The 14,815-nt window shown below is 38.4% G+C and carries 18 protein-coding genes; 2 read left to right on the plus strand and 16 right to left on the minus strand.

Features of this window, described 5'->3' with window-relative positions; genetic code table 11:
- Positions 1-10 precede the first annotated feature (10 nt).
- The 15 genes from VJJ80_01700 to VJJ80_01770 all read right to left on the minus strand — a co-directional run bounded on the left by VJJ80_01700 (position 11) and on the right by VJJ80_01770 (position 12,323).
- Entirely contained in the window at positions 11-589 is a 579-nt protein-coding gene (locus tag VJJ80_01700; protein ID HLC38819.1) for a Gmad2 immunoglobulin-like domain-containing protein, read from the minus strand.
- 126 nt (positions 590-715) lie between these two features.
- On the minus strand, positions 716-898 hold the full coding sequence (locus tag VJJ80_01705) for a hypothetical protein (GenBank protein HLC38820.1): 183 nt from the start codon (positions 896-898) through the stop codon (positions 716-718).
- Positions 895-1,176 (minus strand): hypothetical protein, encoded by a 282-nt coding sequence (locus VJJ80_01710; protein HLC38821.1) that lies wholly within the window; start codon positions 1,174-1,176, stop codon positions 895-897. The genes VJJ80_01705 and VJJ80_01710 overlap by 4 nt, the downstream gene beginning before the upstream one ends.
- A gap of 38 nt (positions 1,177-1,214) precedes the next feature.
- Complete coding sequence (locus VJJ80_01715) at positions 1,215-1,655, minus strand: hypothetical protein (GenBank protein ID HLC38822.1); 441 nt, start codon at positions 1,653-1,655, stop codon at positions 1,215-1,217.
- Between the two features lie 3 nt (positions 1,656-1,658).
- The gene (locus VJJ80_01720; GenBank protein ID HLC38823.1) at positions 1,659-2,120 is read right to left on the minus strand and encodes a hypothetical protein; all 462 of its coding nucleotides are present in this window, start codon (positions 2,118-2,120) and stop codon (positions 1,659-1,661) included.
- Positions 2,121-2,169: 49 nt separating this feature from the next.
- On the minus strand, positions 2,170-2,931 hold the full coding sequence (locus tag VJJ80_01725) for a hypothetical protein (protein HLC38824.1): 762 nt from the start codon (positions 2,929-2,931) through the stop codon (positions 2,170-2,172).
- Between the two features lie 34 nt (positions 2,932-2,965).
- Positions 2,966-3,184, minus strand: a complete 219-nt coding sequence (locus VJJ80_01730; GenBank protein ID HLC38825.1) for a hypothetical protein — start codon at positions 3,182-3,184, stop codon at positions 2,966-2,968.
- 319 nt (positions 3,185-3,503) lie between these two features.
- The gene (locus tag VJJ80_01735; protein ID HLC38826.1) at positions 3,504-4,046 is read right to left on the minus strand and encodes a hypothetical protein; all 543 of its coding nucleotides are present in this window, start codon (positions 4,044-4,046) and stop codon (positions 3,504-3,506) included.
- Positions 4,047-4,214: 168 nt separating this feature from the next.
- Positions 4,215-4,745, minus strand: coding sequence for a hypothetical protein (locus VJJ80_01740; GenBank protein ID HLC38827.1), 531 nt, complete (start codon positions 4,743-4,745; stop codon positions 4,215-4,217).
- Between the two features lie 35 nt (positions 4,746-4,780).
- A complete protein-coding gene (locus tag VJJ80_01745; GenBank protein ID HLC38828.1) occupies positions 4,781-5,608 on the minus strand; it encodes a polysaccharide deacetylase family protein in 828 nt (275 codons plus the stop codon).
- 38 nt (positions 5,609-5,646) lie between these two features.
- Positions 5,647-6,198, minus strand: a complete 552-nt coding sequence (locus VJJ80_01750) for a hypothetical protein (protein HLC38829.1) — start codon at positions 6,196-6,198, stop codon at positions 5,647-5,649.
- Positions 6,199-6,521: 323 nt separating this feature from the next.
- Positions 6,522-8,966, minus strand: a complete 2,445-nt coding sequence (locus VJJ80_01755) for an HAD-IC family P-type ATPase (GenBank protein HLC38830.1) — start codon at positions 8,964-8,966, stop codon at positions 6,522-6,524.
- A gap of 45 nt (positions 8,967-9,011) precedes the next feature.
- Positions 9,012-9,728, minus strand: coding sequence for a ZIP family metal transporter (locus VJJ80_01760; GenBank protein ID HLC38831.1), 717 nt, complete (start codon positions 9,726-9,728; stop codon positions 9,012-9,014).
- Positions 9,729-9,835: 107 nt separating this feature from the next.
- Complete coding sequence (locus VJJ80_01765; GenBank protein HLC38832.1) at positions 9,836-10,348, minus strand: hypothetical protein; 513 nt, start codon at positions 10,346-10,348, stop codon at positions 9,836-9,838.
- A gap of 19 nt (positions 10,349-10,367) precedes the next feature.
- Positions 10,368-12,323 (minus strand): MopE-related protein, encoded by a 1,956-nt coding sequence (locus VJJ80_01770; GenBank protein ID HLC38833.1) that lies wholly within the window; start codon positions 12,321-12,323, stop codon positions 10,368-10,370.
- A 160-nt stretch (positions 12,324-12,483) separates the two neighbouring features.
- Between VJJ80_01770 and VJJ80_01775 the strand changes: the two genes are divergently transcribed.
- On the plus strand, positions 12,484-12,639 hold the full coding sequence (locus tag VJJ80_01775; GenBank protein HLC38834.1) for a hypothetical protein: 156 nt from the start codon (positions 12,484-12,486) through the stop codon (positions 12,637-12,639).
- A gap of 58 nt (positions 12,640-12,697) precedes the next feature.
- Here VJJ80_01775 and VJJ80_01780 read toward each other — a convergent pair whose 3' ends face one another.
- Positions 12,698-13,099, minus strand: coding sequence for a hypothetical protein (locus VJJ80_01780; protein ID HLC38835.1), 402 nt, complete (start codon positions 13,097-13,099; stop codon positions 12,698-12,700).
- A 726-nt stretch (positions 13,100-13,825) separates the two neighbouring features.
- Here VJJ80_01780 and VJJ80_01785 point away from each other — a divergent pair.
- Positions 13,826-14,680 (plus strand): hypothetical protein, encoded by an 855-nt coding sequence (locus tag VJJ80_01785; protein ID HLC38836.1) that lies wholly within the window; start codon positions 13,826-13,828, stop codon positions 14,678-14,680.
- The last annotated feature ends 135 nt before the right edge of the window (positions 14,681-14,815 follow it).

Below are 14,815 nucleotides of genomic sequence, written 5' to 3' on the forward strand. Positions count from 1 at the left end.
TTTTACAATATTATCTAGTTAGCCTAACTGGAATTTGAATTAAACCGATTTCACTGCTGTCAGCTTCAGAAACATCAAACAACTCCAGAATTGCATCCATTGGTGAACGACTTAAAGTTAAAGTGATCGTTTTGCGGTAAGGGGCGTTTTCAAAACTATCGCCGGTGACAGAAACAGCACCTTGCTTCAAAATTGGGCCGCGGCAATCTCTGAGTCGGTAATTAAATTCGCCTTCAAAAACCGTCGCCGTACCAGAAAAAGTCAAACTTAACCCAGAATTAATTGAATAATCCGCAGGGGATGTAACTTTAATGGTTGTACCCTTGGTCGGATTTTGAAGACAATGAACACTTTTTACGGTCTGACTAGTGCCTTGTGAAGTTGCTGAAGAGTTAGTTGATGTGCTTGTGTCAGAAGTGCTTGAGGTTGATTCTTCAGCATTTTTTTTCAAGGTATCAATTTCTCGGCGCAAATTTTCAATTTCCGTGCTGGCTTTTTTGCTTTGAGCGCGATAATAATAAACCCCATAGCTTGTGGCAACCAACAATAATACTAAAAGGATCGAACCAACGATTTTTAATATTTTCATATTTCCCTCATTAATATTATATCAATTTTTATAAAATCTAAAAGCGGGAAGAATCTTAAATTGGCGGAAAAAAAGAGCCGAGGCTCGAAAACTGGTGTTGTTGTCGAACAACGGCTGTTAATTTTTTTAAAATTGTAATTTTTTAATTGCTAAGGCAAGTCCCGAAATAATAATGGCAATTGCCAGAAGATACAACCCTAAACAAATCCAAATGTGTAGATTTTGCCCCAGAGAAATAGCGGCTCCAATCATTGAGAAACATCCACAAACAAACATAAAAATGCCTAAGCCAAACCAGGTTATCTTCATCTCTTATCCCTCCAGATTGATACTTTTTTAACTGTTTTGGCTTTTAGGATTTTATTTTCTGTGTCAAATTCTAAAATTTCAAATGTCTGTGCATCTACTTCAAACACAGTTACTTTCTGACCCGTGAATTGATTGGTTGCAAATGCTGTAGCGAGAATCATTTGTAAATTTAGTCCTTGTACTTTTTCAATACGACATTTCTTAGCATCATCTATATAAACGTCCACATAATCCCCAGCATACACCGTGAGAAGAGATATTTTTTCTGCCGTTGCCATCTCTCATCGCCTCCTGGAGTTTGTGGTTCGGCTTGATTCTAATCTTGCAACCGTGTTACGACTTGATTGCAAAGAACTTCAAACCGTTTGATTGCATCATGCGATAACCTTAAACTTGAAAGAGAAATTTTCCCATTATTATCGATGGCTTGGATAATCTCTTGGCAAGTAGGCACAACCACTTCTTGCAATTTATCAATTGCCTCGAGGTCATAATTGCCTTCCAAAGGAATTGAGAGATTGGCAGCTTGTTTGGAACAAATATCTCTGACTTCTGCCGAAAGCTCCTCAAATTTTGCTGGAAATGTGGTTAAAGGACGGCGATCATCTTCGTTGAGTTGCTCAAGAAAGTATTTAAGCTCTTCGGGCCCATGCATATGCATCTTCCAGACGCATTCAAGAATTTCCATAACTTCATTGGCTCTCACGAGATAAGCAGCAAGCATAATCCGAGTGACGACCGCTGGCATCTGTTCCATCTCTCATCGTCTCCATAAGTCTTCGATTTGATCTTGAACTTCTTGAGCCAAAGCCTTACCTTTATCGGTTAAAACCACCAAATCTTGATCATTTATTTCAACAATTCCAGCAACTACAGCTTCGTCAAGAATCGTGAGAGGATGATTGGCATCAAGTAAAATCGCAATTCCATAATCTGCTGATTTTACGATGACTGCTTGAAGTAATTCCAAATGTTTCTCACGAATAAGACAACTCATAACTTCATTAGAAACACCTAGATGATACGAGATTACATTTTCAATACCTTTCATAAACCCTGTAATGGTTTCTGGGCAGAGAATTTGCAAACGTGCTCTTTGGTAATCTTCTTCAGGCATACGACGGGTCCACATATCAATATAACAACACCCGCTTGCCTCTATTTTGTGTAAATCGTCAACTAGATCACCCAAAGTTTTTCTGGCTTGATTGTTTTCGCTCATCTCTCATCGCCTCCTGGGTAGGGGTTGTAAAAACCTGGACGGGCGAATATTACTGTTGATTTTGAAGATTCATAATCTCACGTGCGAGCATGTTTAAGTAAGTGCAAGCATAAGTTCTCATTAAAAATGCTTGAGGAACGCGATACCCGCCATGAATCTCTGCCCGCAAAACATCAAAAATACCATGCCAAGAATCATCTGATCCGGAAAAATCGCCCTTGGCGAAAGGCTCAACTGTTTGGCGTTTACAATTGATCTCACTGCGTTCCAATTCTACATCTCTTTCGAGAACAAAATTAGAGGTATCAGTGTAGGGCGGGAATTTAATTAAGAGCAGGGCGCCTGAACCTGGACCAAGACTGATATAATCAGAATCAACCCAATTACATTTTCGATCATGACCATTATCAGCGTCCAAAAATTCACCAAGCCATTTCATTCTTTCTTTAATGGGAATATATTTTAATATTCGGGAAATTGGCGAATAAATTTCCTCGCCGACTCTTTCTCTGAGTTTTGTCGGTTCAGTGGGAGAATTTATCCATCTGCCTATGTCTTCAATAAACCCATCAAGACATTCTCCAAAAGCATTTCTTTCGATTTGGCAATTCTGCTCATGAGATATTTTTCCGGAAGAAATCGCTTCGATAATCGGTGGCCAAATCAGGATCGGCGCAATTTCAATTTGATAGCCAACCTTTTCCTCGCAAGGCGGTTTTGCCCTTCCATAATGGCATCGGCATTGATGACGAAAAGGAGTCATTGCCATGGGGAAGTTAAAACGATGCAGATAGGGCATAGGGTCTGCCATCTCGATTGCCTCCGTGGTGAGTTTTGAATCAGAATCAAGCACTTATTTCAAATACATTATCACCAACAGGCGTCACATGAAATGTCATACTATAATCAAAGAGTAGAGACACTGTCAACACGTTAATTTGTTTGTATGTTCCTTTAATTTTAACCTTACCGTTATTCTTTAATATAAAAGAATGCAAATCATCAACGGTAAGCGAACCAGCATCAAGAACCTCCTGCTCTTGACGAGATTCTGCCTCTGCCATCTCGATCGCCTCCTTGTGGTGTCGGATTACTATGTTTGCGCAAAACGTAAAAATTCAACAAGCAGCCATCCTACAAAAGTAGTATCAAAAAGGATAACAGAAAGACACACCATCGCTTCTTTGACACTCATCTCGATCGCCTCCTGGGGAGTTTGGGATTCCAAATTGTTAAAGTACTGGCTCTTCGTAATTAGGTAAATTATAGCATAATTTGGGAAAAATAAAAATAGGAACTGTCAAAGTTCCCCAAATTTTCAATTTTAGATTTGTTGTTTGTAATCTATTGTTGATTATCCACTGTTAATTGCTTACTGTTAATCTATTCTATGCAGCAGTCGATCACTTTTTTAACCAAATCTCCCATTTTGCCGAGAACGCCTTTTTTGCTTTTGTCGTGAACATTTAAAGCTTGACCGCCAATTTTGCTAATTCCGGCCACGTCAATGGCACCCATATTAAGGCCCCAAAATAAAGAATAAAGTTGATATGATTTTGAAAAATAATCTTCAGCTTCTTTGTCTTTACCCATGGTTTGCGCTTTGGTGCCAACTTCCATCAAACGCATGGCGGCGGCTAACAAATGCTTTGACAGACACCAAATTTCGCCTTCCGGATTTTTGACTAATTTTTTAAGCAATTCTTTGCGCATTTCGCGGACTAAATTTAACATTTTTAAATACTTGGCTTTGCCGGTTTTTTCCGCGGTAAAGAAAAAATGTTCTTCAATTGAGACTAAATTCATGACGGCAATTGATAAATCTTGGTCGGATGACAGATCTAATTTCTGCTCCTTTTTCATCTTGCTTACTTTAGCTAATAATTGATCAAGTTTATCTTTTTGAGAAGAATTTTTTTTCGGCATAAGACCTCACTTTACTAAATTTCTAATTATTCTAATTGACCTAATTAACCTAACCAATCCCCAATTATTAAATGTCCAATGTCTAAATTTTGGTCATTTTTTTATTTTATTATTGGGATTTGATTAGAATAATTAGACTAATTGGGTTAATTCGACATTTTCCCTATTTTATTTTCTAGTGACAAAATAAAAAACTACGGTTAATAGAGCTAAGGGCAAAATTGGCATCACAATTTTTTGGAAGGCAAAATAAGCCCTGCCGCCATGACGTTTTTTCAAAAACGCATAAGTTAAATCACCAGCCAAAAAGAAAATGCTGCCGACGGCAAGTCCGAAAATAAGCTTATCAATTCCCCAAATTTTGTTTAAGGGATGTCCCAAGATTTCGGTATAATATAACGGAATTAAAATCGAGGTATAATAAACCAAAGCGACCACCAATAAATCGCCGGGGAAAGTGTAATGCCTTTTTTTCATCCAAGAATATGTCCACAGGGTCGTGGAAACAATTAAACCGCCAATCCAAAGACCGGAAATAGTATCATCAACGCCCAACCAACGCGAAAGTCCTAAGCTGGCGCCAACCGCGATTGTGCAAACCGGACAAACCGCCCCAACCTTGGCAATTGGCAAAAAAATTCCCACTAGGGGCGCTAAAATATATGAGAAAAATTTAATTAATTTAAATGATTTTTTCATAGCTTAAGATTTAGTATACTATATTTGGAAATAAATTAAAAGCCTAAGTTTTCTTTGAATTTGTCTAGGGTATCAGTACCTCGAACTCGAACTCGAGTTAATTCATAATTTTTTGACTGGTAATTATATCGGCCGACCTTGGTCGTGACCGCACCTAAATAGCCGGCATCTTCGACTAATTTAATAATTTCATCGTTATATTGGCCAGATGGGTAGCAGAAGAAGCTGGCAGTTATGCCCAAACGAGATTCGAGTTGGGATTTGCTTTGGAAAATTTCTTTGGAGGCTTTATCGAGGCTGGCATTGGTTAAGTTTGGATGAGACAAAGTATGAGAACCGATAGACCAACCGGCATTTTTTAATGCCACCAAATCGTCCCAAGTCAAATATCTAGTTTTGCCAACATCATTGACAATGACAAAAACCGTGGCTGAATATTGGAATTTTTGCAGAATTGGCAAAGCATTTTCAATGATATCTTTATAGCCATCATCAAAAGTGATGATAAATTTTCGAGCCTCTCTTTTAGTAAATAATTCATCTAAATTAATGGTGCTAAAACCTAAGCTTTTCAAATAGCCGATTTGTTCTTCAAATTTGACCGGTGACAAACTCAAGCTTTGTTCGAGTTGGCTATCGGGACTTGGGTTGATTCGAATATGGTGATACATCAAAATTGGCGATAAACTCCAAACACCATTTGTGCTCACTTCTGGCAAATTCGCCTCCGGGCCAGCGGGAATCGCGTAAAAAGGATAAGAATTATTGGTAATAGGATTTTGATTTTCATAAAAAAAGAAGGCTAACGCGGAAATTAAAAGCAAACCAAAAATTGTAATCACGATGATTGCCGCGACTCTCAATTTTTCTCCAATTTTTTGAAGATTTGAAATATTATAAATTATTTACTGTTATTTATAACGCCGTTGGCCGCTTCCACGATGACTCTAGCTAATCTTTTTGCCTGAGAAATATCGGTTTGGTTCCAAGCCCAATTTACTGTCGAGGTAAACTGAGAATTGCCGGTGGCTTGCGCCAAGGCATACCCACGGTCATATTCGGCTTGAGAAATATTTTGCAAACCATCATGCAAATCAATAATTTCGCCCAGATATTTTAGAAAATTTGCATAAGCGGTGGCGGTGGTGTTTTGTGATACGTAGGTTTTGTTAGCATCTGCTAAAGTCTTTTTCTCTGCATCAAGTTTAGTTTTGGCAGTTTGGCAGGTTTTTAGTTGATCTTTAAGCTGATTAGTAAGATCTGTTGAAGATGAGGTCGCTGAAGAAAGTTGATTTTCTAAATTTTCTTTTTCTTGGGCTAAGGTTTTATACAATTGACGTTGGTGATAATACAAATAACCTAAAGCACCCGCTCCTAAGAAAAAGACAATTGTCAGCACTAACATTAAAATAAAAATTCGCTTGGACTTGACGGGGTCGTTTACAAACTCCATTTCCCTCCTTTTTCCCACATATTAGGGAAAATAACAAAATAATATTATCTAATTTAATAATGCAATAATTTATAAAATTGTCAAATAACCAAAAAGGCCATAAAAAAATCCGCCTCGGGCAATATTTGCCTCCTAGAGGCGGACTTGGCTCTTCCTCATAAATGAGGAATGAGATCGAGTCTGCATTTCTAATCTTATTATACTCTATTGTTTTTTATTGTCAAGCCGGTTGTTGGTTCTAAAAAAATAAATTGACTATAATATTATTTTCGCAACCTTTGCTGAGAAAACGCTTAAAATTCAGTAATTTATATTCTTGGGATTTACCCTAACCTCAATTGCCTGGGCTTTTTAGCTTTGATAATTTTAATTATTTCAACCCAAAAGATTGCTAAGAAACAAACTCCAATTACGAGCAACCAATAAGCGGCCGGCAATGGCGTTGTTCCCAAAACTTTATTAATATATGGGGCATAAACTGCCATAAAAACCAACACAAAACCCAAGGCAATGGTAATTATTAAAATGTAATTTTCAAAAAAATGAGCAGTTTTCAAGATGGTTTGCTTTAGATTTTTAAAAGCAAAGATATAGATTAAACTTGAAGACGCAACTGCGGCGAAAACCACGGTTCTGGCCAATTCTAAGCTGGCGTTAATATGTAAAAGGTACCAAAAGATAAAAAGCCCTGATAAGCCGACTGTAAAACTAACTGTCAAAATCAAAAAGATCGTGGAACGGTCAAAAATCTCTGTTTTTTGAGTTTGAAGCGGGGTTTGCGCCATTAAACCATCTTCTCTGGCTTCAAAACCTAAAACAATACCAGGCGGACCGTCACAAATCAAATTGGACCACAAAATTAAAACAATAGTAAGAGGCGCGGGAAAATTCAATAACATAGCGCCAAAAATTAGTAAGATTTCGGCGAAAGAATTAGACAAAACATAACTAATGACTTTTCTGATATTGGAAAGAATTAAACGACCTTCTTCGCAGGCAGCGACAATGGTTTTAAAATTGCTATCAAGCAAAATTAGATCCGAAACTTCTTTGGCCACATCCGAGGCATTTTCTACAACCACGGCAATATCAGCTTTTTTTAAAGCTAAAGCGTCGTTAACCCCATCTCCAGTCATTGCCACCACTTCGCCATTTTCTTGCAAGGCTTCAATAATTTTTAATTTTTGGTGCGGGGTAATTCGAGAAAAGATAATAATTTTATCTACCCTTTCCCTTAACTCATGGGTGGTGATTTTTTCTAATTCCTCAGCTTCCATGATATTTTCCGGTCCAATTTTAAAACCTAAATTCTGGGCCACTTTTTCGGCGGTGACGCGGTAATCACCGGTCACAATTTTAATTTTTATGCCAGCCTGCCGACATTCATCAATGGCATGTTTTACCTCGGGTCTGAGGGGATCGGCAATTCCGACCAAGCCCAACCAAGTAAAATTTTCTTTTAATTTTAAATCACCCCGAGACTTATAAGCCGAACCTAAGACTTTTAAGCCAAGTTTGGCCCATTGTTCAACCTTGGCTATAATGATTTCTTTCTCTTCGTGATTGTGTTTGCAAAAATTCAAGACAATTTCTGGTGCTCCTAAAATATAGGCGGCCGTATCACGATTAATCTTTCTAATCACCAAAGAATGTTTTTTGTCGCTATCAAAGGGTTCTTCATAAATTTTATAGCTTGAGTCTAAAATTTTTTGCGGATCAAATGAATCTTGCGTTTTAGCCCAATCCCAAAGACTTAATTCTAAGCTGTCTTTTTGTTGGTTGGATAAAATTAAGGAAAGTAAAAACTGCTTTGGTTTTTGGGTAAAAACTTCAGTAACTTGCATTTTGCCTTGAGTTAAGGTGCCGGTTTTATCGGTGCAGATGACTGAAGTTGAGCCTAAGGTTTCAACAGAAAGTAATTTTCTAACTAAACCTTTTCTTTTGAGAATTCTTTTCATGCCCAAGGACAAAATTACCGTTACCGCCACCGGTAAGCCCTCAGGAATAGCTGCGACTGCCAAAACCGTGGCAACTCGCAAGATGTGCCAAATATTATCATTTTGAAACAGGCCAAAAATAAAAATAGTAATGCAGATGAAGGCAACAATATAGGCTAATTTTTGCGAGAATTTTTCCAATTTTATTTGCAAAGGAGTTTTTTCAGTTTTTATTTCGGAGAGGCTTTTACTAATCTTGCCCATTTCTGTATTCGCGCCGATTTCGGTGACTTTAAGAATTGCTTGACCTGCCACCACCGTGGTACCCATGAAAACTTGGTTTTTCCGGCCCATATCCTTTTCAACCGCTTCTTCTTCTCCGGTCAAGATTGCTTCTGAAACCAATAAATTATTAGCCTCCACTAATTTGCCATCGGCAGGAATCATATCGCCGGCAGTTAAGACCACTAAATCACCTGGCACTAAATTTATAATCTCAATTTCCTGACGTTTTGCCTCGCGAATCACGAAAGCTTTAGGTTTTAAAATATTTTTTAAAGCGGCCATGGTTTTTTGCGCTTTGTATTCTTGATAAAAACCCATCAAGGCATTAAAAGTGATGACAATTAAAATCAGGCTTAAATCAGTGTATTCTCGAAAAATTAGAGAAATCACGGCGGCAAAAAGTAAAACATAAATTAAAGGGCTTTCAAACTGGGCAAGAAATAACAAAACGGCCCCAGGCCCCTCCTTTTGGGCTAAAATGTTGAGTCCGTGTTTTTTTCTCAATTCCAAAACTTGGTTTTGAGTCAAACCTGAAAATCTAGTCATTCTACACATTATTATAAACGAATTTTTGGATAAAAACCAATAAATTTAAAGAGCAAAATGGATTACTAAATACAAAACTGCCATTCCTAAAATTGTCATAAAGGTTGTCCAAATTGTGGGATGACGATGGTGGCTTTCTGGAATTAGATCAGAAGCACCAACATAAAAGAACAATCCCGTGAAAATAGCCAAAATTAAACCTAAAATTGATTCGGAAATAGTTATAAATAAAGTCATAAATATGCCCACAGCTGGTGCTAAAGCATTTAAAACCAACCAAGAGATTGCTTCTTTCCGATGGCCTTTATTTTTCAGAATCATACTTACTGAATTAATTCCATCAGAAAAGGAATGAGATAAAACTGCGGCTGCGACAACCCAACCTACGGCCGGTGAGACTTTAAAGGCCATGCCAATACCAAAACCATCTAAAAAGCTATGAAACGATAAAGTCGCCGCCCCAAGCTTGCCGCGATGACTTGGTTTTTCGCAATCATCTTTTTGGTGCACATGCAAAGAAAAGGCACGGTCTAAAATCATATATAATGAAAAGCCTATCGCCATAAAAAGTGCCACAAAATTAAAGCTATAATCTTTGGTAGCCAATTCGATCGACTCGGGTAATAAATCGAAAAAAGCCACGCCAATCACTGCGCCAGCGGAAAAACCTAAAATTAGATGAAGCTTGTCTCGAAAACGAATTGCGAACAAGCCGCCTAGCAAGATGCTTAAAATTATAATTACGATGACTAATAAAATCATTTTCGACCCCTTTTTACCAACCTCTTATATCTTATTTTAACACAAAAAAGGGCATTAAAGGGATTTAATCATATCAAATCACTCCAATGTCCTTAATTTCAATTAAATTATTTTTCAGAAATTTTTTCAATTTCACTAATTTTCCAACGGTTGCTTGCAAGGCTTAATCTAAACTTCCAAATTACTTCTTTGGGAGCAGTATAAAACTCGCCCTTAACCTTAACAAGGGCTTCGTTTTCAATAGCCACTTCGGAAATAATTGAGTAACTTTTTGGCCCATTGGCAACTTGATAGCTTTTCGGCAAGGTTGGATTTTGGAAGGTGGGATTAACAATTAAATTTACTTTTTCAGGGACAACATAGCCCTTGGCCTTAACATAATCAACATTAGAATTTGGCAGACTGGCTAAAGTTAATTTCAAGAATGTTTCGACGGTTTGTGCGGGGGTTAGGGTTGGTTTTAAAGGATTATTTTCAGATTCTTGGGAAGTTGAAATGCGACTGAAGCAAACTTTTTGCCAACAATAAAATCCCAAAGTTGTTAATATCGCTAAAACAGAAAAAATAATAACAATAATCAAGAAAAACTTAAAGCGACGATTTTTTTTAGATTGTGCCATCATCTCTCCCAAATTTTGGTTATTGAGTTAATTGAAAGGTATTTGCAGAATCAATTGACCAATCCCAGTCTTGACGATATCCTTGGCCATCTTCTCGCCAAATCCACCATTCGATTCCATCTACATCAATAAAAGCGCCGGGCGGTGCCCAAGACAAACCATTATGCCAAGTATCTCTGACGGCATAAAATTGATTATTACTTTGGTCCACATAATAGCCAAAGGCAACCACCGAATGACCAACCACGCCATCAGGTGAATCTGCAAAGACACTGAACATTACCGGTCTGTCAGCATCAATTTCGCTTTTAAAATTATCATAAGTATAATTATCGTAAAAAATATCCTTAAGTGTGGCAGTGTTCTGATAAGCTTCTTTTAATGGGCTTGGCAAGGCTGGATCATCCCAAGCGGCATAATCATGCAAACCTGGCGCGGCCATTGAGGTGTATGTCAAATAACCAACTGTCTGCATAAAATCTGCTAATGATTGCGGATTATGACCCACATAAGTATTTCCAGCATCGACAAAAGCCTGACTCGCCACCATCGCTTGAGTCCTTGCATTCCAAACATTGGCATCGCCAATAAATAGATTTTGATATTGCGAAAATTGGTCCCAATATGCAATCATATTTCCACCAGAAGTTGGGGTGCAACCATGATACCAAGGATAATCAGTCATACCAGATAGAACTTTTTTGTTTTGTCCTGAACACCCTTCATCAACTAAACCCGAACAATTATCGTCAATACCATTTGAACAAGTCTCAGTGACTCCAGGATGTATCGAAGCGTTATTGTCATTGCAGTCATTGCCCCCTTCACCAGCTGAGCCATAATTATCACTGTCAGCATCAATAATGGTATTTAAAACATACCATCTTTGAGAAGTAGTGCTTATTACTCTAACTAATGAAATTTCGTCATGATTATCACCTTTAAAATCGCCGAGATACCAAACATCTCTCGAATTACCAAAATCCGCAGCCCAAATTTTTAAGTTTTCGAAAACAACACCGTTTGAATAAAAAATATACCATCTTTTAACAATACTGCTCACGTTTCGAACCATGACCAAATCTGAACGATTGTCTTTATTGAAATCTCCCACAAACCATGAGTCACCTAAATTGCCAAAATCCGGTGCCCAGATAGTGGGAGCTAAAAAACTGGTTCCAGACGATAGCGAAATATACCATCTTTGAACTCCAGCACTGACATTTCGCACCAGGGCTAAATCTGAGCGGCTGTCAGCGTTGAAATCTCCCGCAAACCATTTATCGCCTAAATTGCCAAAGTCGGGAGCCCAAATAGCGGCGGTGCCAAAATCTGAACCTGATGATAAAATTGTATACCATTTTTGGGTGCCGGCGCTGATATTTTTTACCAAAGCTAAATCTGAGCGGCTATCAGCGTTGAAATCGCCGACAAACCATTTGTCACCTAAATTGCCAAAATCCGCTTCCCAAATTGCGGCCGCGCCAAATTCAGTACCGGTTGAGGGTAAAACATACCAGCGTTGTGCGGCTGAGGAAACATTTCGCACTAAAGCTAAATCATCCTTGCCGTCCCCGGTAAAATCTCCCACAAACCAGGAATCACCTAAGTTGCCAAAATCCGCTTCCCAAATTGCGGCCGCGCCAAAACTTGTCCCAGTTGATAATTTAACATACCAACGTTGGGTAGAAATGGAAACATTTTTAACAAAAGCCAAATCATCTTTGCCGTCTCCGGAAAAATCACCCACAAACCAGAAATCTTGGGAGGTATTTGCCGAGTTTGACCAGACTGGAGCTGCTCCAGAAAGAGCAGATGCCAAAGTGCCAGCTTCTAATTTTTGGACAATCCGAGGCAGGACAAATTTTAAACATTTATCCAAATATAAATATTCAATCGCAAAAACGACCACTAAAAGCAAAAAAATGATGGTTAATTTTGAGAAACGATTTGTCTTATTATCCTTGGATTTCATTGATTCGGTAATTAAATAGAACCAGATTTCAATATATATCTTAATTTAATTGTATGTTATTCAAATCACCTGTCAAGTTGAGATAAATTTGTGATTTTTAACATATCAATCAAATAATTTTTGGGTTAAAATGGAGTTAATAATAATATTTGGAGGTAAAATGGCGGAAAATGAAATCGGAATGGGCTCAGATAAAAAAGGCTCATACTACCATAAAAGGCCAGTCTGGCAATGGATTTTAATTTATTTGATAGCGGCTGGCGTGATTTACTATTTGGTTTATTTGCTCTTTTTTAATAATAAAATTAGCTACTAAAAATAAAAAAAGCCGCGAATTGGGCAAAAGTTGGTGTGCCTAATTGCGGCTGGTTGGATTAAGGTTGTTGGTGTTCTAATGTTTTGATACGGAGTTTCTTGGTTTCTTGATCGAATATTCTTGCGATCTTCATTAAAGTTGTCTGAGTGTCAGGAGAATATTTAGATGTCTGACTCAAATATCTGCCACGACGGACTGATTCCTGAAGCATTACTGCTTCCTGATCGTTATAACCAAAGAACTCACCATGGACGACAACAGCATTTCCACTTGCCTGAAGATTACCGAATGCTTCATGGATATAATAACAATGCGGACCCCGAGGAGTTGGGTTAAAATGCAAACATTTACTGTCAAGAAACCGGTAACAATCTTCTTTGGTTTGGAAAAGTGCGTTCATCATCGCTTGTGTCGGAACCACCCAAAAGCGTCCGTCAGGTGGAATTATAGAAAACGCCATCACTGATTGAATAATCTCATACAAACTCAAGCGATTGTCTATGGCAGTTGCCTGATCAGTCATCGGCTGATTCCTCCCGGGGGGTCTGATAATGAATCAGTTAATTTATTATCTCAAATAAATTTGAAAAAATCAAGATTATATAGTAAAATAATGATATAAAATTTGATCCGGTGTAGCTCAGTGGTAGAGCAGCTCGCTGTATATCGTTGCAGCCCCCAAAGGTAACTTTGAGGTGAAAATCGGGTTAATTGTCGGGAAGCCCCGCTTAAGTGAGGTAATCCGCAGCCAAGCCCGCCGAAGAGGCGTGGAAGGTTCAGAGACTATACGCCCGATTCCGCACCCGTCAATTTGACGGACGGAAATGAGATAGTCCACTCCTAAAGGTAACTTTAGGGTAAAGTGTAACGAGAAGGTCGCTGGTTCGAATCCAGCCACCGGAGCCAAATCAAAACATCTCAATTTTATGAGAAATTTTGATTTGTTTTGGCAAGGGCGAGAACCCATGGCGTAAAACATCGTCAAATAAAAAAGTGACATTTTAGCAAAAAGTTTAAAGAATTAAAACATTTTTGTATCGAGACGGGCTTTAGCCCTTTGAATCGCCTCATCGGCGATCCAGCGAAGAGGTGAATCCCTGCCCCGGAGCCACGAAAAATGACTCAGCCATAAAATGACTCAGCCACGCTTCGCTGTCTCGTAGCGATAGAAAGGACGCAAATAATCATGCCCAACCCAGAAGAAGAACAGCCATATCTTACTCCAAAAGAAGTCGCCCGCTTTGATCCCTATGGAGTTAGAAAACAAGCTTTAGCCAAAGAAGCTGAGTCTTTAGAATCCCAAACCCCAGAACCAACTCCAGAAGAAGCAGTTGAAAGACCAGATATTATTGAAGCTTCTGAGATTATGAAAGATGACTTTTTTGGTCCAGAAGAAATAGGGAAAGCCTTTCAAGTAGAACTAGATCCAAATGAAATCCCGGCTCAGCCCTTCTCAAGAGAAGAACTCAAACACTTTCAACAAGAAGGATATTTTCTCTCCCTTAGAATTGATCATGATAAAGATGGTAAGCCTTTAACTATTCAACAGCTTAAATCTCTCTATGAACTAGACCCCAAAGATCAAGCTGTCAGAATCTTCTATCAACAAGATTGGTATGAAAAACCAGAAAACTCTGATCCTTTCTACACCACCCAAATCCCTAAAGTCCAATGGGCTTTAACTAAAAAAGAAATCCTGCCTGATTCAACCTCTAAAACTCATCAAGATCAAGAAACCCTCTTGAACCAATATACTCAACAACAATCTCCTCACTTAGAATCAGATCATACTATCCAAAGAAGAGAAGCCGTAGACATCGCCTATGATCTAGCATTAGCCTATTTATCCAAAGGTCAAAAACAACTCCCTACAAGATATGATTGGTCTAAAACCCAACTTACTCAAGGGGCGGTTTCCGGCTTCTTTGCTCCTCTTGGCCACTTTGATGCGAGGGGTTTCGTTGTTCATGCGGTTCGAACTGGGGATTCTGATGGCGATTTGGGGGTTTGCCCCTCGGTAGTTTCTGAAATTGAGACTTGATCTTTGAATTTTTGATATCTTTTGTCTCTTTTGATGTTTTGGTTTTCGTTTTTTTGAAATTTAAATGAGACACTCATCAATCCCTTTTTATGGTGTCTCATTTGTCTCATCCGCCTTGGCGAGCCTTCGGCGAGA

Source organism: Patescibacteria group bacterium, from assembly GCA_035288465.1.
Classification (GTDB): domain Bacteria; phylum Patescibacteriota; class UBA1384; order DATEAH01; family DATEAH01; genus DATEAH01.

Excerpts from the sequence above, each read along its gene's own strand:
- VJJ80_01700 (HLC38819.1), bottom strand. The coding sequence starts at position 589 with ATGAAAATATTAAAAATCGTTGGTTCGATCCTTTTAGTATTATTGTTG.
- VJJ80_01705 (HLC38820.1), bottom strand. The coding sequence starts at position 898 with ATGAAGATAACCTGGTTTGGCTTAGGCATTTTTATGTTTGTTTGTGGA.
- VJJ80_01710 (HLC38821.1), bottom strand. The coding sequence starts at position 1,176 with ATGGCAACGGCAGAAAAAATATCTCTTCTCACGGTGTATGCTGGGGAT.
- VJJ80_01715 (HLC38822.1), bottom strand. The coding sequence starts at position 1,655 with ATGGAACAGATGCCAGCGGTCGTCACTCGGATTATGCTTGCTGCTTAT.
- VJJ80_01720 (HLC38823.1), bottom strand. The coding sequence starts at position 2,120 with ATGAGCGAAAACAATCAAGCCAGAAAAACTTTGGGTGATCTAGTTGAC.
- VJJ80_01725 (HLC38824.1), bottom strand. The coding sequence starts at position 2,931 with ATGGCAGACCCTATGCCCTATCTGCATCGTTTTAACTTCCCCATGGCA.
- VJJ80_01730 (HLC38825.1), bottom strand. The coding sequence starts at position 3,184 with ATGGCAGAGGCAGAATCTCGTCAAGAGCAGGAGGTTCTTGATGCTGGT.
- VJJ80_01735 (HLC38826.1), bottom strand. The coding sequence starts at position 4,046 with ATGCCGAAAAAAAATTCTTCTCAAAAAGATAAACTTGATCAATTATTA.
- VJJ80_01740 (HLC38827.1), bottom strand. The coding sequence starts at position 4,745 with ATGAAAAAATCATTTAAATTAATTAAATTTTTCTCATATATTTTAGCG.
- VJJ80_01750 (HLC38829.1), bottom strand. The coding sequence starts at position 6,198 with ATGGAGTTTGTAAACGACCCCGTCAAGTCCAAGCGAATTTTTATTTTA.
- VJJ80_01755 (HLC38830.1), bottom strand. The coding sequence starts at position 8,966 with ATGACTAGATTTTCAGGTTTGACTCAAAACCAAGTTTTGGAATTGAGA.
- VJJ80_01760 (HLC38831.1), bottom strand. The coding sequence starts at position 9,728 with ATGATTTTATTAGTCATCGTAATTATAATTTTAAGCATCTTGCTAGGC.
- VJJ80_01765 (HLC38832.1), bottom strand. The coding sequence starts at position 10,348 with ATGGCACAATCTAAAAAAAATCGTCGCTTTAAGTTTTTCTTGATTATT.
- VJJ80_01770 (HLC38833.1), bottom strand. The coding sequence starts at position 12,323 with ATGAAATCCAAGGATAATAAGACAAATCGTTTCTCAAAATTAACCATC.
- VJJ80_01775 (HLC38834.1), top strand. The coding sequence starts at position 12,484 with ATGGCGGAAAATGAAATCGGAATGGGCTCAGATAAAAAAGGCTCATAC.
- VJJ80_01780 (HLC38835.1), bottom strand. The coding sequence starts at position 13,099 with ATGGCGTTTTCTATAATTCCACCTGACGGACGCTTTTGGGTGGTTCCG.
- VJJ80_01785 (HLC38836.1), top strand. The coding sequence starts at position 13,826 with ATGCCCAACCCAGAAGAAGAACAGCCATATCTTACTCCAAAAGAAGTC.